Raw genomic sequence first — 18,411 nt, 5'->3', positions numbered from 1 at the left:
GAAACGTCCTGTCTCTTGAAAATCAAAGCACGCCGGCGCTTTTCAGCGCGCCGACCAGTTCTTCAACGCTCTTGACCTTGATGCCGGCCTTGCGTCCGCCGGGCTCTTCGGTTTTCAGAACCTTCAGGCGGCCGGCTGTATCGACACCCAGATCCGCCGGGGTCTTCCGGTCGAGGGGCTTCTTCTTGGCCTTCATGATGTTCGGCAGGGAGGCATAACGCGGCTCGTTGAGGCGCAGGTCCGAGGTAATCACCGCCGGAAGCTTGATCTCGATCGTCTGCAAACCGCCATCAACTTCGCGCGTAACCTTGGCAGACGTCCCGTCCAGCTCGATCTTTGAAGCGAACGTCGCCTGGGCAGATCCGAGCAAAGCGGCCAGCATCTGGCCTGTCTGGTTGCTGTCGTCGTCAATGGCCTGCTTGCCGACAATGATGAGGCCCGGCTGTTCCTCGGCGGCGATCGCTCTCAGGATTTTGGCGACCGCCAGCGGCTCGACAATTTCATCGGTTTCGACGAGGATCGCGCGGTCAGCTCCCATGGCAAGCGCGGTTCTCAGCGTCTCCTCCGCCTTGGCCGGCCCGATCGACACGACAACCACCTCATCGGCCTTGCCGGCTTCCTTCAGACGAAGCGCCTCTTCAACGGAAATTTCGTCGAACGGGTTCATCGACATCTTCACATTGGCAAGTTCAACGCCGCTGCCATCGGCCTTGACGCGAATCTTGACGTTGTAATCGACGACACGTTTGACGGGGACGAGGATTTTCATGGCATGCATCCTGATTGTCTATGTTAGCTTTTCTTGCCCGACTTGAACTCGGCCCAACGCTCTGGCGTCCAGTCGAAGAGACCGATCACGCCGGCCCCGCCGCCGTTCTGCAGGTCGCGGCCGCCATCGATGGTGATGCATTCACCGTTGATATAAGCGCCCATGTCCGACATGAGGTAGGAGACAAGATTGGAGATTTCGATGTGGTCGCCGACGCGACGCAGAGGAACTTCCATTTCCTCGGGCGCAGCCTTGGAGCCCTCGGGATAGAGGTTTTCCCAGGCGCCCTTGGTTGGGAACAGCCCCGGCGAAACGGCAACCGTGCGGATGCCGTGCGGACCCCATTCCACCGCAAGGCTCTTCATCATGGCCAGAACGCCGGCCTTGGCGCTGGCAGACGGAACGGTGAAGGCCCGGCCCGCGTTTGCCGCAGCCGAAACGATGCTGAGAACCGTACCCGGCCGCTTATCGGCGATCCAACGCTTGCCGGCGGCAACCGTGCAGTAGAACGTCCCGTGCAGAACGATGTTCAGAACGGAGTCGATCGCCCGTGGCGAAAGCGTTTCCGTCCGGGCGATAAAATTACCGGCGGCATTGTTGATCAGGCCATCCAGCGGCCCGTCCTTCCAGATGGCATCGAACATGGCGTCAACCGCTGCCGCATCCCTGACGTCGCAAATATGCGTTGTCACCGTCGCGCCATGCGCCTTGCGAAACTCATCCGCCGTTGCTTCCAGCACCTCGGCGCGTCGACCGCAGATCGCAATTTCGGCACCAAGCTCCGCCATGCGCCCGCCGAAGCTCTTGCCAAGCCCGGAACCGCCGCCGGTGATCAGAATTTTCTTGCCCTTGAGAAGGCTGGGATCAAACATGGAATGCCTCATTTCCTGCGCTTAGCGGCGGCGATCGAGATGATCGATCAGTGAGAGATGGTGATCGACATCGCCGAATTGCCGCTCAAGAGCGGTCGATCGCTTGAATTGTTGACCGACGATATATTCGTCCGTCACGCCGATGCCACCGGAGAGCTGGACGGCCTGCTGGCCGACGAAATGCAGCGATTTGCCGATCTGCACCTTTGCGAAGGACATGGCCCGGCGCCGTTCGAGATCGTTCGCATCCGAGGTCATCATCGCCGCATAGATCGCCATGCTGCGCGCCTGTTCTGTCGCCACATACATGTCCGCTGCCCTGTGCTGCAAGGCCTGGAACCGTCCGAGCGGCCCGCCAAACTGGTTGCGGGTCTTCAGATATTCGACAACTGTCTTGAGCATGGCATCCATGAGACCAACGGCCTCGCCGCAGACTGCGGCAATGCCATCGCCAATAGCCCGCTCGACAATCGCGAAACCGTGACCGGGCTGGCCAATCACCGCTGTTGCCGGGATCTCCGCTGCAGCAAACGTGATTGCCGCATGGCGAGACCCGTCGATACCGAGATAGGGCTCGATCGTCACGCCCGGATGATCTTTCGGCACGGCGAAGATCGAGATGCCCTTCTCGTCGCGGACACTGCCGGAGACGCGGGCCGTCACGAACAGGATATCGGCGCTGTCGCCGGCAATCACGTTCACCTTGCGGCCGTCCAGCACATAGCGGTCGCCGACCTGACGCGCCGTCGTCGAGACATGCGACAGCAGGTAGCGCGCGCCCTCTTCCTCGTGCGCCAGCGCCAGAATGCGCGCGCCTTGCACGAAGTCTGCCACGATGTCTTCGCGGCCGGCGAACTCGGAATGGCGAAGAATGCCACCGGCCAGAACCGCACTGCCGATATAGGGCTCGACGACGAGGCCTTGGCCGAAGGCTTCGGTGACGATCATCGTGTCGACCATGGAGCCGCCGAAACCGCCAAGCGCCTCGTCGAAGCCGACGCCGAGCAGCCCCATGTCGGCAAATTGCCGCCAATTGTCCCGGCTCCAGCCTTCCGGCTCGGCCATGAACCGCCCCCGCGCGTCCTGGCTGTAGCGCTGGGCCATAAATCGATCGACGCCGTCCTTCAGCATCGACTGTTCGGATGAGAGTTCAAAATCCATATCAGAGACCGAGGATCGCTTTGGAGATGATGTTTTTCTGGATCTCGCTGGCACCGCCATAGATGGTCGCCGCGCGCGAGTAGAAATAGTTCGGAACCGCGCCGAGCACGGCAGTCAAATCCGCTTCGTCAAATTCCTGCCAGGGGACATGTCCCCCGTGTGTCTGGGCAAGCCCCAGCGGGCCGGCCACTTCGGCAACCAGTTCCGCCGAGAACTGTTGTGTTTCAGCGCCGCGCAGCTTGAGGATGGAGGACGCGGGATCAGGCTTGCCGTCATTGCGCTTGCGCTGACGGTCGATGATCCGTAGGGCCGTGATCTCCAGGGCCTTCAGTTCGATCTCCAGTTCGATGCAGCGCCGACGGAAAAAAGGATCGTCGGACAATTTGCCGTCCAGAGCCTCGGAGAGTTCGGCCAGCCGGCGCGCACGCTGCAGGCGTCCCTTGGAAAGCCCCACGCGGGCAATCCCCGTCCGCTCGTTGCCGAGCAGAAACTTGGCATAGTCCCAGCCCTTGTTTTCCTCGCCCACGCGGTTTGTCACGGGGACGCGGACGTTGTCGAAGAACACCTCGTTCGTATGATGCTCGCCATCAATGGTGATGATCGGGCGCACGGTGATGCCGGGGGTCGCCATGTCGATGAGGATGAAGGAAATCCCTTCCTGCTTCTTCGCCGTCGCGTCGGTACGTGCCAGGCAGAACATCCAGTCGGCCTCATGGGCCGTCGAGGTCCAGATCTTCTGGCCGTTGATCACATAGTCGTCGCCGTCGCGCACTGCGGCGGTCCTGAGCGATGCGAGATCCGACCCCGCGCCCGGCTCCGAAAAGCCCTGGCAGAACCAGTAGTCGAGGCTGCGGATCTTCGGCAGGAAATGCGCCTTCTGCTCGGCGGAGCCGAATGTGTAGATCACCGGGCCAACCATGTTGATGTTGAAGGACAGCGGCTCGGGCGCCGGAGCCTGAAGAAGCTCCTCCATGAAAATATAGCGCTGAACGGCGCTCCAGCCCGGTCCGCCATATTCGACCGGCCAATGCGAGGCTGCCCATCCCCTGTCGTTCAAGATCCTGTGCCAGGTCCGCACGTCCTGCCCATGGTAATTGGCCGAAAGGCCCGCCTTGGCGCGGATGGATTCGGGCAGGTTGTCGCGAATAAACGCCCGGACTTCCTCCCGGAATTCAAGTTCGGCTGGTGTGTAGGAAAGATCCATCGGTGCTCCGTCCCTGTCTCTGCGCTTATCAGCCAATATCGCCGCGGCGCATTCTGGCAAAGTAACGGCAGGCAATGTTTTGCCAAGCATCACATATGCGGTTTCGGGTCGCACGGGCACGGGCGTTCTGCCCGCTTGCGATAAAGAATGTTTGCAGAATGAACTTGCACGTCGGAACCGGAGGATTGGAATGATCGACGAACGCTATTCCCGCTACAAGAGGCTCACTTTCGACATGCCGGCTGAAAGAGTGCTGCGCATCCGCATGAACAATCCCGGCAAGCTCAATGCCGCCGATCAGTTCATGCATGCCGAACTGGGCGAAATCTGGCGCGATGTGGACACCGACCCCAATGTGTCCGCCGTCATCATCACCGGTGCCGGCGACGCATTTTCGGCAGGCGGTGAAATGAGCATGATCGACGGCATCATGAATGATTTTCAGGTGCGGGCGCAGAACTGGAAAGAAGCGCGCGACATCGTCTACAATATCATCAACTGCTCCAAGCCGGTCGTGAGCGCGATCCGCGGGCCGGCGGTCGGCGCAGGTCTCGTCTGCGGCATGCTGGCGGATATCTCGATCGCGGCGAAGACCGCCCGCATCATCGATGGGCACACCAAGCTCGGCGTTGCCGCAGGCGACCACGCGGCGATCGTCTGGCCGCTGCTTTGCGGCCTTGCCAAGGCAAAATACTATCTGCTTTTGTGCGACCCGCTGTCGGGCGAAGAGGCCGAACGGATCGGTCTGATCTCGCTTGCTGTCGACGACGAAGTGCTGGACGAGACGGCGCTGAAGACGGCAACCAAGCTTGCCAACATGGCGCCCAGCGCGATCCGCTGGACGAAGTATTCGCTGAACAACTGGCTCCGTCAGGCCGGCCCGATCTTCGACGCGTCCCTGGCGCTCGAATTCCTCGGATTCACGGGACCGGAAGTTCGTGAAGGCGTGGCGTCGTTCAATGAGAAGCGCAGGCCTCAGTTCCCGACGCAGTCGCCGATCTGATCATCGAGAACCGCCGATGCCATGCCGGAAGGCAAGGCATCGGCTACACATGTGCAGCTATTTCGCCGTCAACTCCTCGGAATAGCCCATCGATCGGGACGCCCTCGCTGCCGCAAGTGTCGTCAGCCTGATCAGTTCGTCCTTGTTATCCTGACCGCGGGCTTCCGGGGCGCCCAGCAACAGCGCGGCAATAATCGTTCCATCGGCGTCAAAGATGGGTGCGGCGACCCCTGCGGCACCCGAGACCGCGTGACCGGCACTGAACGAGTACCCTGTCTTTCGAATATCCAGGACGAGCTTTCGCAATTCGTCCACGTCCGTGAGCGTGCGATCGGTCAGGGGCACGAGTTCGGTTCGCGTGAGATAGGCCTCTCGCCAGGCTTCATCCTGGTAGGCCAGCATCAGGCGTCCGCCGGCTGACGCATAGAGCGCCCGCGCTTCTCCGGCGGGAACCACGTAGCGAATGGATTGAACACTTTCGATGACGTCCTGATAAATGATGACCCCGGCCGACCTGTCGAGGGTGGCCAGAATGACCGTCTCCCCGGAGGCCTTCATCAGATCTTCCATGATGGGTCGCATCAGGCTGCTGAACTTGCGCGTCATCAGGATCGTGGTTGCAAACCTGTAGGTTTCCGAACCGAGGCTGTATTTGCCTGCCTTGTGGGTGAGATACCCTTGCGCCACGAGCGGCCGCAGCAGCGTCAGGAGACTGCTCTTCGGCGATGCCAGAACCACCGCGAGCCGAGCGAGGGAAATGCCGTCGGGCTCATGCGCGACAGCCTCGAAAAGCCCCAACAGCCTGTTCATCCAGCGGGGAGACGAAACCTCGTCCGACGGGTCAACTTTTTGTAGCGAAGAAATCGCGTCCGTGTTCATCGCGGGATGCCGAAGGCTCCTTCATTGATCTTGTCCTACACCAAACGCACAAAAAACCATAGTGCAACGAATGAGGGCAGGAAATGGACCATGGCTGATATCAAGGAATTGTTGAACGTGTGGAAAGACGGCCCCACAGGTGTGTTGGAACTGGCGCGACCCGCCGTTTTCAATTGCCTGTCGATGGAGGTTCATGCAAGCATCCTTCGCGCCTTGCGGGACTTCGAAAGCGATCCGTCCATTCGCTCCGTGCTGATCTGCGGCGAAGGCAAGCATTTCTGCACCGGTGCCGAATTGGGTGAGGTCAAGACGAAACGTCAGACCGAAGCCGGTATCGACGCATTTCTCCGCTGTGGACACGACACGTTGCGGGCGCTTGAAACCAGCCGTCTTCCCGTGATTTGCGCTGTCCAGGGTCTGTGCCTTGCCGGCGGCCTTGAACTGATGCTCGCCTGCGACGTGGTTTTTGCCGCCGAAGGCGCCAAGTTCGGCGACCAGCATGCCCAGTTCGGACTCGTGCCAGGATGGGGCTCCTCACAGCGCCTGCCGCGCGCAATCGGCCTGCGCCGGGCAATGGACATGTTCCTCAGCGTCCGCTGGATCGAAGCCGCCAAAGCCGAACAATGGGGTCTCGTCAATTATGTCGTGCCGGATAGTGAGCTCCGAGCCGAAGCGCTCGCCTATTGCGGCAAGCTCGCGACCCGCAGCCAGGAAGGTCTCGCCCTCATGAAAAAGCTCGCCATCGAAGGGCTGGACAAGACGATGGATGACGCCTTGAAATTCGAGATTGAAGAGGTCAATGCGCCGCTGCGCTCCGGCCCGGTCGGCGAAGGCATCGCGGCCTTCGAGGAAAAGCGTCAGCCGAACTTCGGCTGAGCACGCACGCGATAGCCCGGGCATCGCGCCTCGGGCTATCGCCTTTGCAACCTCAGATAACGCCCTTGGATCTGAGCTCCGCCTGCTTTTGCGCATCGAACCCGAAGCGGGCAAGAATGTCTTCCGTGTGCTCGCCCAGCAGCGGCGGCGCCACATAGTCGGTGATCGGGGTCTCCGAGAACTTGAGCGGATTGCCGACCAGATCGACGGCATCGTTATGCGGATGCTTCACCGTGACCTTCATGCCGCGTTCCTTGATCTGCGGATCGTTGAAGACCTGTTCGAAATTGTAGATCGGGCCTGAGGGAACGCCCGCCGCCTCCAGCGCCGGCAGCCATTCCTCCGGCAGTTTTTGAAGAAAGATCTCCTGCAGCTCGGCCGAAAGCGCATCGCGATGCTGGATGCGGGTCGGGCCGTCCTTGAAGCGCGGATCGGTGATCATTTCCGGGTGTCCGATGGCTTCGCAAAGGCAGCGGAACTGCTTGTCATTGCCGGCCGTCAGCATCAGGCCGCCTTCCCGGCAGAGGAACATCTGGGACGGAACGCCACCATTGCCCTGCGTGCCGCGCCGTCCCGGAGGCGTGCCGGACGACAGGTAGATCTGAACGTAATGAGAGAGCGCCGCGACGGCCGAGTCGAACAGCGCCAGTTCGACATGCTGCCCCTGGCCTCCGTTATGGTCCCGGTTGTAAAGCGCCGAGACGATACCCACGACAGCGTTGAGACCTGTGATGATGTCCACGATCGAGGGACCGACCTTCATCGGTCCGCCACCGGGAATGCTATCCGGATAACCCGTCACGCTCATGAGACCGCTCATGCCCTGGAAAACGGCGTCATAGCCCGGCCGCTTCCGGTATGGGCCGGTCTGGCCGAAGCCCGTGATCGAGCAATAGATGAGCTTCGGATTGATCTTGCGCAGCGACTCGTAGTCCAGTCCGTAGCGCGCCAGATCGCCGACCTTGAAATTCTCGACCAGCACGTCGCTTTCGCTGGCGATCTTGCGAATGATCTCCTGCCCTTCGGGCTTGGCCATATCGACCGTGATCGACATCTTTCCGCGGTTGCAGGAGAGATGGAAGAAATTCTCGCTGGTCGGATTGCCGGCCGCATCCTTGACATAGGGTGCACCGTAATGCCGCGCGTCGTCACCGACGCCCGGCCGCTCGACCTTGATGACTTCGGCGCCGAGATCGGCGAGATATTGCGCCGCCCATGGCCCGGCCAGGATGCGTGACAGGTCAAGCACGCGGATATTGGAAAGTGGTCTGTTGGCCATTGGAAACTCCATGTCAGGCAGACGGCAGGTTCAGAACGTTACCCGAGATGATGTTTCGCTGGATCTCGTTCGTGCCACCGTAAATGGTCGAAGGGCGTGCATTGTAGAAGGTCGAGAGAGTGTCGAAATTGCCGCCATCGAAGGCCGATGGCCCGTCCATCATCCCAGCACCGCCGGCGATCTCGACGATCAGGTCGCCGATCCGCGAAAACGTCTCGGTGCCCCAGATTTTCAGGATCGAAACATCCGGCCCCAGTCGCTCGCCGTCACGCACCTGTGCGGTGAAGCGCCGGTAAAGACCGTTCAGATCATCGACATCCATCTGCAGCGCGGCGAAGCGGTCGCGGAAAATCGGATCGCGATCACGACCCGTCAGCACGGAGAGCGTCGCCAGACGCGCCAGCGCGCTTTGCGCAAGCTTCGGACTGCCGAGAAAAAGCCGTTCGAAGCTCAAAAGCGCCTTTGCAACGCCCCAGCCCTTGTCGATCTCGCCGACGATATTCTCCTTCGGCACGCGGACATCATCGAAGAAGACCTCGCAGAATTCCTCGTGGCCCGACAGTGTCCGCATCGGCCGCACCGTAATGCCCGGCGTCTTCATGTCGACCAGGAGAAAGCTGATGCCCTCCTGCTTGCGCGCTTCCTTGTTGGTGCGCACCAGCATGAACATATGGGTTCCGTCCTGCGCCAGCGTCGACCAGGTCTTCTGCCCGTTGACCACGAAATGATCGCCATCGAGCACGGCCTCCGTGCGCAGGCTGGCGAGATCGGAGCCTGCGTTGGGCTCGGAATAGCCCTGGCACCAGATTTCCTCACCGGTCAATATCTTCGGCAGGTAGCGCTTCTTCTGCTCCGGCGAGCCCTGCTGGATCAGCAGCGGTCCCACCATGATGATGCCGTGGTCGGGAACACGCGCCACGCCGTGGGCCTCCTGTTCCTCGATGAAGATGACCAGCTTGCCCGGATCAAGCCCCATGCCGCCATATTCCGCGGGCCATGCCGGTGCGATCCAGCCATGTTCCGACAGCGTGTCGTACCAGCCGCGCATTTCCGAAAGACGGCGCCGGCTCGGCGAATAGCGCAGGTGCTCCGGATAATGCGTGGCGAAGAAGTTGCGAACGAGCGCACGAAACGCGTCGTCCGACATGGCGTTCCAGTTCTGGTGTTCGACGGTCATGCTGCTTCGTCCATCGTCAGTTCGGCGAACCGAGCACGATGCTCCGCCGCATTGCCAAGCCAGGCGGACAGGGTCAGCGTACGCTTGAGATAAAGTCCGATATCATGCTCATCGGTATAGCCGATGCCGCCATGCATCTGGATCGCTTCCTTGGTGACGATCAGAGCGGCCGACGACAGCCGCGCCTTTGCCCGGCTCGCAGCCGTCGCGCGCTCTTGCGCAGTGGCTGCCGCTTCGAAATCGGCGGCCGCCCGGCTGATGGCGACGGCCGACAGTTCCTGCTGGATGAACAGGTCGGCGGCGCGATGCTGGAGCGACTGGAATGATCCAATGGTCTTGTTGAACTGCTTGCGGGTGCGCAGATAGTCCATGGTGATATCCATCGCACCGCGAATAAGGCCGAGAAGCTCCGCACTCGCAGCAATCGTCGCAACCTGCAGGCTTTGCGCGAGAACATCGGCAGCATCGGTCGACAGAATGTCTGCGGCGTCGATTTTGACATTGTCGAAATGGAAGGTCGCGACAGCGCCGCCATCGGCAGTCCTGCCGTTTTCGGCCCGCACCCCTTCCGCATCGACAGAAACCCAGACAAGTGCCGTCTTGCCATCGGCATTGGCCGACACCAGCAGCCCGTCTGCCTCGGAGCCCGGAACCACCAGAACCTTGCGCCCGCTCAGGACATGGCCGTGAGCATCGCTCGCCAGTGTCGTCTTGATATGGTCACCCTCCAGACGATAGGTCTCCTGCCAGGCAACGCCGGCCAAGAGCGCGCCTGCGGCCAGTTGCTCGAGCAGGTCTGCCGCCTTGGCATTGCGCGCGACACCCACGAGAAGCGAACCGGCGAGCACCGAAGATGCGACCAGCGGCTCTCTGAGCAAGGGCTTGCCGAGCGCTTCGAGAGCGGGAACAAGATCACCGATCTTGAGGCCCAATCCACCCGCCTCGTCCGGGAGAAGCATCGCCATCAATCCCAGTTCCGCCAGCCCCTGCCATCGCTTGCGACTGATCGTGCCGGGTCGCATCGCGGCGGGAGAAAGCTCGCGTCGTGCGAAGGCGGTTACAGCATCGGTAATGAGTTGCTGCTGCGCTCGCCGCTCTGCATTGTCATTGTTGTTTGTCACGTGTTCACCAGGACCTTCTCTGCCGACCTCGTTTGCGTCAGAGCATCAATTTCCGTGTCTGAAAGGCCGCAACCGCGCAGAACTTCCTGCGTGTGTTCGCCGAGCCTGGGGGCGAGCCGGCGGATCGTCCCGCCGGATTTGGAAAATTCGACAGGAATGGCGGTCGTCATGTACCGTCCCTCCGTCGGATGGCTCACCTTCTGGAAGAAGTGCGTCTCCTCAAGATAGGGGTCGTTGAGGAGATCGTCGAAATCCTGAACGGGGCCGTTCGGAATGTCGGCCTCATCGAGCCGCCGGCGCCATTCGTCCGTCGTTTCCTGCGCCATCCGGTCGGCCAGGATCGCATAGACAGCATCGATGTTCCTGGACCGCGCATTCACCTTGGCATAGCGCGGGTCTTTTCCCATCTCCGGGCAACCGATGACGTTGAAAAGCCGGTGCCATTGTTCATCGGTATTGGCGAGCAGGCAGATATATCCGTCGATGGTCCGGTAAGGCCGGCGATGGGGTGTGAACATGCGGCTGTAGCCAAGACCCAGCTCCGGTTCGTCCAGCACCCCGCCCCACAGATGCTCAAGCATGTTGAACGTCACCATGCTTTCCATCATCGGCACATGAACCTCCTGCCCCTCGCCCGTGCGCTCGCGCCAGAGGAGCGCCATGGAAATGGCCGAAGACAGCACATAGCCACAATGCTTGTCGGCAATCACCGTCGGAAAGTAGCGCGGCTCACCGATGTTGCGGCCGTTCATGGAAGCGATACCGCTCAAGCCCTGGATCACGTCGTCAAAGGCCGGCCAGTTCCGGCGCGAACTCGCCGGTCGATAACCGCTCGCCGAGGCATAGACGAGCTTCGGATTGAGCCGCGTGAGCGTTTGATAGTCGATGCCGAGACGCTTGGCCGCATCCGGGCGCATGCTGTGGACGAAGACATCCGCCGTTTCAATCAGCCGGGAAAGAGCCTCGCGCGCCTTGGGCTTCTTCAGATCGAGGACAACGCTGCGCTTGTTCCGGTTGATGTTCAGAAAGAAGACGCCCATGGCCTCGCTGCGCGAAGGACCGACATGGCGGGTATGATCGCCCTCAGGCGCTTCTATCTTGACCACATCGGCGCCCATGTCGCCGAGGATCTGCGTGGCCACGGGCCCGAGCACATTGGTCGTCAGATCAATGATGCGAAATCCGGACAGCGGCCCGGCATTTCCGGGCTGTGGCGCACGCTCGGTCATCAGGCGGCCTTTCCGTCGGTGCGGGCCTTCACCATGCGAAGCGGGGTGTAGACCATGATCGTTTCGCCCTTCTGGTTCACGACCTTGTTGCGCGTGCGGACAAGGCCGCGGGTCGGCCGGCTGGCGGAGCGCCGCGATTCGATGACTTCCACCTCGACATGGATCGTATCGCCGGCCACCGTCGGTCCCTTGATTTCGAGGTCCATGCTGAGGAATGCAAAGCCGGTATGCTGCATGCTGGCATGGACAAGCAGACCTTCCGAGAAGGTGAAGACCAGCGCGCCCGGCGACACCCGCCCCTGGATATCGGACTCGCTATCCTGAAATTCATGATTGGTGAACAGGACCTCGGTCATGCCGGTACAGGTCGTGAAGTTGATGATGTCTGTCTCGGTGATGGTGCGCCCAATCGTCTTGAAGGAGCGGCCAACCGGCAAATCTTCGTAAAAAAGGCCAAGTCCCAGTACGTCCATAGTCATTTCCTCCAATGCCGGTATCAGTCGAGAAGATTGCGTGAGATGATGTTCCGCTGGATCTGGTTGGTGCCCTCGATGATCTGGAGCACCTTCGCGTCGCGGAAATAGCGGTTGATGGGGTATTCATTGGAAATGCCGGCTGCCCCGAAAAGCTGCACAGCGTCCGTGGCGACGGACATGGCGGTATCGGTCGCATGGCATTTGGCGATCGCTGCCAGCTGCGCCAGCTCCTTGCCCTTGATGCCCGCATCGACGGCCGCAGCCGCCTGGTAGACCAGCCTGCGGGACGCCTCGATCTGGATCGCCATGTCGGCGACCATCCAGCGCACGCCCTGGAAATCCGAAACCGCCTGGCCGAAGGCCCGCCGGCTCTTGATGAATTCGATGGCGTGATCGAGCGCGCCTTGCGCAAGCCCGACACCGCGCGCGCCAATGATCGGGCGCGAATCGTTGAGGGCCGCCATGGCAACGCGGAACCCGGTCTGCTCGTCACCGAGCATATTTTCGGCAGGCACATAGGCGTTGTCGAAGAAGAGCGAATGGGACGGTACGCCCCGCGCGCCGATCTTGTCTTCCTTGCGGCCGACAACGAAGCCGGGGGTTCCCTTGTCGACGATGAACAGGTTGATCTTGCCGCGTTCGTCGTCCTCGCCCGTCTTGGCGGCGACGAGAACGAAGTCCGCCATGCCGGCATTCGTGCACCAGATCTTCGAGCCGTTGAGCCGGAAGCCGTTGCCGTCGCGCCGCGCACGCGTCTTGATGCCCGCCACATCGGAGCCGCTTTGCGGCTCAGTCAGCGACAGCGCGCCGCGCAGGTCGCCGGATGCAAGGCCGGGGAGATATTTCTGCTTCTGCTCGGGACTGCCACCGGCCAGGATTGCGCCGATCGGCACCCACTGCACGACAAGCAGATAGGCCGTGTTGTAGCAGACGCGCCCCAGTTCCTCGACCGCGACACAGGCCGAAAGCATGCTGCCCGTACCGCCATATTCCGGCGGAAACGGCAGCGTGAACAATCCGAGTTCCTTGACCAGCTCGAACATGTCGTGGGGGTATTCTGCCGTCAGGTCGATTTCCTGCGCACGCGCTGCCACCTTCTCGCGCGCCACGCGCCGCACGAGATCCTGAATTTGCAATTGGTCTTCGTTCAGTTCGAGCGCCAAGATCAAACCCCATCTGCCTCACACGCGCGGCATCCGCGCCGCGCTTCTTGACTTCAGTCGTATTGCCGAATGCGCGAGAGGGTCAATTCCGGAGGCCGATCCGGGAGGCTCCAGGGCCAACCTCAACATGCATATGTTGAAAAGGCGATTTCCAACGCTGTTTGAGCCCCTTCGAATGACGGGGAGTTCGATATTTCATCCAAGAAAAAGGGCGTGGATGCTTGCGCAAATCCACACCCCTGGGTTCGGGTATTCCGGTCTTGGCTCAGCCCGCGATTTCAGCCCGACCGTTTGATATTGCAACGATATCACGCTCCAGAGACCGTGTTCTGAAGCTGACGATCGTGCCGTCGATCCAGATTTCCGTACGGAACGTTTCGCCCGGATAGACCGGTGCGGTGAAACGGCAATTCAGCGACTTCAACCGCGCCGGATCATAGCCGCAGACGGATTTCAGCACCGCGTGGCCGGAGACGCCATATGTCGCCAGCCCATGGAGAATGGGCTGCGCAAAGCCGGCCTTTGCCGCAATATCCGGATCGGCATGCAGCGGATTCATATCGGCGTTCAGACGGTAGATCAGGGCCGCCTGCGGCACTGTCGCCAGATCGCAGACCATATCCGCTTCACGCTCAGGCAGGACATGCGGGGCAGGCGTCGGTCCGCTCGGGCCGCCAAAGCCACCGTCGCCACGGCAAAATGTGTTCTGGGTGATGGTCGCCAGCAGATCGCCGGTCGATTTGTCGACGATCTTGCGTTCGGAGAGAACGAGAGCTCCCTTCCCTTCTCCCTTGTCGAACACGCCCGTCACCCGGGAGATGCCAAGGACGGTGCCTGAAGGCGGAAGCGGCTTGTGCAGGACAAGGCCCTGCTCGCCGTGAACCACCTTCACATAGTCAATGCCAGTATCCAGATCGCGAACCCAGAGACCCGGATGGGCAAGCACGACGGCCTGGGTCGGCAGCGCCTTCAGGTTCTGCTCGTAGACGAAACGCAGCTGCTCGCGATCCGTCGGATCCTGCCCGAGACCCACGCCCAGCGCATAGAGCATCGTGTCCTTTTGGGTATAGGTCTGCTCGATGGTCGGGATTTCGAGATTCATCAGTTTTTCGTAGATGATAGCCATGATCAGACCGGATCCCACATGATGACATCGCCCGAGACTTCGAGCGGAACGAGAGAGCCTTTGAAGGCGGAATTGATCATCTGCCCGAGCGACGAGGGCGTCCAGCCTTCCGCCGTGTGAATGGTGCGCAACGGCCGCGGCTGGCTGAACAGCATGACCTCGTTCTTCCGGACGCAGAAAATCTGCCCGGAAATATCCTTTGCCTCATCCGACCCCAGGAAGGCGACGAGCGGCGCAACCTTGTCCGGATCCATTTGCTGAAAGCGCGCAACACGCGCCTTCTCCACCTCGGTCTCGCTCGGAACGGAACTGGTCATGCGGCTCCAAGCGAAAGGCGCGACGCAGTTCGAGCGGACGTTATAGCGCCGCATGTCGAGTGCGATGCCGCGCGACAGGCCGACAATTGCCATCTTGGCCGCCATGTAATTGGCCTGCCCCACCTGCCCGATCAGGCCGGAGGTGGATGTCATGTGAACGAAACTGCCGCTGTTCTGCTCGCGGAAGCAGGTGGCCGCCGCACGGCTCAGGCCGAAGCTGCCGTGAAGATGGACTTGAATCACATCCATCCAGTCGGACCATGACATCTTGTGGAAGATTGCGTCCCGGATGATCCCGGCATTGTTGACGACGATGTCGACGCGCCCGAAAGCGTCCAGCGCCGTGTCGATGATCCCTTGCGCGTTCTGCGGTTCCGAGATCGACAGCGTACTGGCAACGGCACTCCCGCCGGCAGCCTCGATTTCCTTCACCACCGTGGCGGCAAGCCCCGTGTCCGCGCCGGAGCCATCAAGGGCGACCCCGATATCGTTGACCACGACATGCGCGCCCTCGGCGGCAAGCTGCAGCGCGACCGATCGGCCGATGCCGCGCCCTGCTCCGGTCACGATCGCGACCTTTCCTTCAACCATTCCCATTGCTTGCTCCTCTTTCAGCCGTGCATTGTCAGGCCACCGGAGACACTGATGGTCTGGCCGGTGATGAAGGCGGCGTCGTCGCTGAGAAGAAACGCGATCATGCCCGGATAGTCACTTGGGTCACCCAGCCGCCCGAGCGGAATGGCGCGGGCAAGACCTTCGGCAATCTTGCCCCCCGTTGGCGAGGCAGCCTTGAAACCATCAAAGAGCGGCGTGTCGGTCGGCCCGGGTGCCACGACGTTCAGGACAACGCCGCTGCGTGCGAGTTCACGCGCCACCGTCTTGGTGAAGGCGATGATGCCGCCCTTGCAGGCAGAATAGACCGCCTCGCCCGAGGAGCCGACACGGCCGGCGTCCGACGCGATGTTGACCACCCTGCCGAAACGACGCTCGGCCATGCGCTTCACAACGACGTGGTGCATGTTGAGCGGCCCATAGAGATTGATCTGGATGACCTTGTCCCAGAAGGCCCGGTCCGTATCGAGAAACGGGACGGGAAGGTCCCAGCCGGCAACGTTTGCCAGAAGTTCAACCGGCCCCGCTTCAGCCTCGAACGCATCGACGGCACGCTCGATCGCATCCCGGTCGGTAATGTCGACGGCATATCCGAATACGGTCCGGCCTGCTGACTTTGCCTCCGCCGCCAATTCCTGAGCGGCCTTGCCGTTGAGATCAAATATCCCGACGACACACCCTTCCTCAGCAAGCCGCAACGCGGTCGCCCGCCCGATGCCGCTCGCCCCGCCGGTGATGATAACGCGCCTGTCCTTCAATCCTCGCATTGCTGCACTCCTTCGAAACGATCTGCAATGCTCGTAACCGCGAGCAGCCGTGTTTCCAAAACACCTCCTGCGGCCGCATCGGATTTCACACGTATCTGCTTTTTCGGGATCGTAAGGCCGTCATAATTTGATTGACAGCGAATGTTCCCTCTGTTCAGAATACCGAACGCTATTCAATAAATATGCGAATGTGATCGGGAGGATTGCATGACTTCTGTAGAGAAGAGCGCGTCGGCGGGAGACGATGCGCATATTGTAAAGTCTGTGGCACGCACGCTGGAAATTCTGGAATTCTTCGATGAAGTCCGCCAGCCGCAAAACGTGATCTCGGTATCCGTGGCACTTGGTTATCCGCAATCAAGCACATCCGCGCTTCTGCGCAGCATGGTCGCCATGGGTTATCTTAAATTCGACCGCGCCCAGCGGACCTACATGCCGACCGACCGGGTTCCCCTGCTCGGGAGCTGGCTCAATCCGACCCTTTTTGCCGAGGCTTCGCTTTTGCGGCTGCTTCGCGCCATCGTCGAGCGCAGCGGTCAGCTGGTGCTTCTGGGCGCCCGCAACGGTGACCACGCGCAATACATCCAGGTCATGGACCCCAATCATGCGGTCGATCACCATATTCGTCTCGGAACAAAGCGCCCGCTGGCAACCTCCGGCGTCGGCAAGGCGCTCTTGAGCGCCCATGACGACAATGAGGTCAAGCGGATCTTTCACCGGATCAACGCCTATCGCGAAGAGGGCGAAGAGGCGATCAGGATTCCGGAGCTGCTGGCCTCTCTCGGCGAAGTCCGCCGCAAGGGCTATTTCGTGTCGATCGACCAGGTGGTGAGTGGTTCCGGCCTCATCGCGATGCTGATGCCGTCCGAATGCACCGACCGCCCGCTTGCCATCGGCATCGGCGCTCCGACCTCGACGATCCTCGCCCGCGAGGAAGAACTGGTTCAGATCATGCGTGAGGAGATGAAGCGGTTCTTCGGCGAATACATGCATGACCCGAAAGAGCCGAAAGCTGCCAATCGCAATGCGTTCGGCGGCCTCAAGCCGGTGACGTCATCGCAGACGACGGCGGAAAAGCGGGCCTATACCTCGATCTGGAAAGAAGAGCACACGGCCTGATTTTCCGAAAAGCACAGAACCATGTTGTATGGCCGGCGCCGATGGCGGCGGCCATTTCATTTTGGCAGGAAACCATGGTCGTCAATGATCCTGAGCTGAGGAAATGTCATGGGGCCACTTGCTGGTGTGAAAATCGTTGAACTCGCGGGCATCGGCCCGGGTCCGATGTGTGCGATGCTGCTCGCCGATCTCGGCGCGACCGTCCTGCGCGTGGAGCGGAAGGTGGAGTCCGGGCTCGGCATTGCCCGACCGCTGAAGTACAATCTCCTGCTTCGCGGACGCAAGCAGATCGCCGTGGATCTGAAGAGCAAGGCGGGCGTTGATTTCGTGCTCTCGCTGATCGAGGAAGCCGACGGCCTGATCGAGGGGTTCCGCCCGGGCGTCACCGAGCGCCTGGGACTGGGGCCTGACGAATGCCTCGCCCGCAACCCGCGCCTCGTCTATGGCCGCATGACAGGCTGGGGACAGACAGGACCTCTGGCCCAGGCGGCTGCCCACGATCTCAACTATATCGCCATCACCGGCGCGCTGGCTGCCATCGGCCGCAAGGACCAGCCACCGACCCCGCCCTTGAGCCTTGTCGGCGACCTCGGCGGCGGCGCGCTCTACCTGGCATTCGGGATGCTGGCCGCGATGATCGAAGCGCGCAGCTCCGGCAAGGGCCAGGTCGTCGATGCGGCTATTTCCGATGGCACCGCGCACCTCATGACCAATTTCCACGGCATGCGCGCGGCAGGACTGATGTCGCTCGAGCGCGGAACCAACTATTCGGATTCCGGCGCCCCCTTTTACGACGTCTACGAATGCGCCGATGGGCGCTACATTTCGATCGCACCGATCGAGGAGAAATTCTTCGAACTGCTCGTTGAAAAGATCGGGCTTTCGCTCGCGGACCTGCCGCCTCAGAATGATCGCAGCCAGTGGCCGGCCATGAGAGAACGCTTCGCCGAACGGTTCAAGCAGAAGACAGCAGACGAATGGACGGACCTCCTGGAAGGAACCGATGTCTGCTTTGCACCGGTCCTGACGATGGACGAGGCGCCCGAGCACCCGCACATGAAAGCGCGTGGCGTCTATGTCGAGATCGATGGCGTCGTGCAGCCAGCGCCCGCCCCGCGCTTCAGTCGCACCATCCCTGAAAACCCGTTTGCGGCGAAAGCTGCGACTGCGACCCCGATCGACGAGGCGCTCTCCGGCTGGGCCATCGCCGGCCAGGCGACGGATTGGGCTGCCAAGGGCGCGATCGGCTAAGACATGAAAA

General features: G+C 61.2%; 18 protein-coding genes. 4 read left to right on the top strand and 14 right to left on the bottom strand.

Going from position 1 to position 18,411, the window contains the following annotated elements:
- Positions 1-22 precede the first annotated feature (22 nt).
- From LQK84_RS04780 to LQK84_RS04765, 4 genes are read right to left on the bottom strand one after another with little or no spacing between them, the layout of a single operon-like run.
- A complete protein-coding gene (locus LQK84_RS04780; RefSeq protein ID WP_230827509.1) occupies positions 23-769 on the bottom strand; it encodes an electron transfer flavoprotein subunit beta/FixA family protein in 747 nt (248 codons plus the stop codon).
- 23 nt (positions 770-792) lie between these two features.
- Complete coding sequence (locus LQK84_RS04775; protein ID WP_230827508.1) at positions 793-1,641, bottom strand: SDR family oxidoreductase; 849 nt, start codon at positions 1,639-1,641, stop codon at positions 793-795.
- A gap of 21 nt (positions 1,642-1,662) precedes the next feature.
- The gene (locus LQK84_RS04770) at positions 1,663-2,802 is read right to left on the bottom strand and encodes an acyl-CoA dehydrogenase family protein (protein WP_230827507.1); all 1,140 of its coding nucleotides are present in this window, start codon (positions 2,800-2,802) and stop codon (positions 1,663-1,665) included.
- A gap of 1 nt (position 2,803) precedes the next feature.
- Entirely contained in the window at positions 2,804-4,006 is a 1,203-nt protein-coding gene (locus LQK84_RS04765) for an acyl-CoA dehydrogenase family protein (protein WP_230827506.1), read from the bottom strand.
- A 190-nt stretch (positions 4,007-4,196) separates the two neighbouring features.
- Here LQK84_RS04765 and LQK84_RS04760 point away from each other — a divergent pair, with 190 nt between their 5' ends.
- The gene (locus LQK84_RS04760) at positions 4,197-5,009 is read left to right on the top strand and encodes an enoyl-CoA hydratase/isomerase family protein (protein ID WP_230827505.1); all 813 of its coding nucleotides are present in this window, start codon (positions 4,197-4,199) and stop codon (positions 5,007-5,009) included.
- 57 nt (positions 5,010-5,066) lie between these two features.
- Here LQK84_RS04760 and LQK84_RS04755 read toward each other — a convergent pair whose 3' ends face one another.
- A complete protein-coding gene (locus tag LQK84_RS04755; protein ID WP_230827504.1) occupies positions 5,067-5,819 on the bottom strand; it encodes an IclR family transcriptional regulator in 753 nt (250 codons plus the stop codon).
- A gap of 159 nt (positions 5,820-5,978) precedes the next feature.
- Here LQK84_RS04755 and LQK84_RS04750 point away from each other — a divergent pair, with 159 nt between their 5' ends.
- Positions 5,979-6,764: an enoyl-CoA hydratase/isomerase family protein gene (locus tag LQK84_RS04750; protein WP_230827503.1), complete on the top strand. Its 786-nt coding sequence runs from the start codon at positions 5,979-5,981 to the stop codon at positions 6,762-6,764.
- A gap of 52 nt (positions 6,765-6,816) precedes the next feature.
- On the opposite strand, the gene LQK84_RS04745 is transcribed toward LQK84_RS04750, so the two are convergent.
- From LQK84_RS04745 to LQK84_RS04705, 9 genes are all read right to left on the bottom strand, one after another.
- Positions 6,817-8,043, bottom strand: a complete 1,227-nt coding sequence (locus LQK84_RS04745) for a CaiB/BaiF CoA transferase family protein (RefSeq protein WP_230827502.1) — start codon at positions 8,041-8,043, stop codon at positions 6,817-6,819.
- A 13-nt stretch (positions 8,044-8,056) separates the two neighbouring features.
- The gene (locus LQK84_RS04740; RefSeq protein WP_230827501.1) at positions 8,057-9,220 is read right to left on the bottom strand and encodes an acyl-CoA dehydrogenase family protein; all 1,164 of its coding nucleotides are present in this window, start codon (positions 9,218-9,220) and stop codon (positions 8,057-8,059) included.
- Positions 9,217-10,341 carry an acyl-CoA dehydrogenase family protein gene (locus LQK84_RS04735; protein WP_230827500.1) on the bottom strand — a complete coding sequence of 375 codons (1,125 nt, stop codon included), beginning with the start codon at positions 10,339-10,341 and terminating at the stop codon, positions 9,217-9,219. The genes LQK84_RS04740 and LQK84_RS04735 overlap by 4 nt, the downstream gene beginning before the upstream one ends.
- Positions 10,338-11,570, bottom strand: coding sequence for a CaiB/BaiF CoA transferase family protein (locus tag LQK84_RS04730; RefSeq protein WP_230827499.1), 1,233 nt, complete (start codon positions 11,568-11,570; stop codon positions 10,338-10,340). Before LQK84_RS04730 ends, LQK84_RS04735 begins: the two co-directional genes overlap by 4 nt.
- Entirely contained in the window at positions 11,570-12,043 is a 474-nt protein-coding gene (locus LQK84_RS04725) for a MaoC family dehydratase (protein ID WP_230827498.1), read from the bottom strand. The genes LQK84_RS04730 and LQK84_RS04725 overlap by 1 nt, the downstream gene beginning before the upstream one ends.
- Positions 12,044-12,066: 23 nt before the next feature.
- On the bottom strand, positions 12,067-13,209 hold the full coding sequence (locus tag LQK84_RS04720; protein WP_230827497.1) for an acyl-CoA dehydrogenase family protein: 1,143 nt from the start codon (positions 13,207-13,209) through the stop codon (positions 12,067-12,069).
- Positions 13,210-13,474: 265 nt separating this feature from the next.
- Complete coding sequence (locus LQK84_RS04715) at positions 13,475-14,335, bottom strand: MaoC/PaaZ C-terminal domain-containing protein (protein ID WP_230827496.1); 861 nt, start codon at positions 14,333-14,335, stop codon at positions 13,475-13,477.
- A 2-nt stretch (positions 14,336-14,337) separates the two neighbouring features.
- Positions 14,338-15,249, bottom strand: coding sequence for an SDR family oxidoreductase (locus tag LQK84_RS04710; RefSeq protein ID WP_230827495.1), 912 nt, complete (start codon positions 15,247-15,249; stop codon positions 14,338-14,340).
- A 14-nt stretch (positions 15,250-15,263) separates the two neighbouring features.
- Positions 15,264-16,031 carry an SDR family oxidoreductase gene (locus tag LQK84_RS04705; RefSeq protein WP_230827494.1) on the bottom strand — a complete coding sequence of 256 codons (768 nt, stop codon included), beginning with the start codon at positions 16,029-16,031 and terminating at the stop codon, positions 15,264-15,266.
- A 207-nt stretch (positions 16,032-16,238) separates the two neighbouring features.
- On the opposite strand from LQK84_RS04705, the gene LQK84_RS04700 reads away from it, so the two are divergent.
- Together LQK84_RS04700 and LQK84_RS04695 are read left to right on the top strand one after the other, a co-directional pair.
- The gene (locus LQK84_RS04700) at positions 16,239-17,150 is read left to right on the top strand and encodes an IclR family transcriptional regulator (RefSeq protein ID WP_230827493.1); all 912 of its coding nucleotides are present in this window, start codon (positions 16,239-16,241) and stop codon (positions 17,148-17,150) included.
- Positions 17,151-17,258: 108 nt separating this feature from the next.
- Positions 17,259-18,401 (top strand): CaiB/BaiF CoA transferase family protein, encoded by a 1,143-nt coding sequence (locus tag LQK84_RS04695; RefSeq protein ID WP_230827492.1) that lies wholly within the window; start codon positions 17,259-17,261, stop codon positions 18,399-18,401.
- Positions 18,402-18,411 lie beyond the last annotated feature (10 nt).

Origin of the sequence: Rhizobium sp. C4 (assembly GCF_021026315.1) — a bacterium.
In the GTDB taxonomy this organism is placed as follows: domain Bacteria; phylum Pseudomonadota; class Alphaproteobacteria; order Rhizobiales; family Rhizobiaceae; genus Ensifer_A.
Note: the sequence above shows the minus strand (reverse complement) of the source record. Positions and strands in the feature narration are given on the sequence as shown.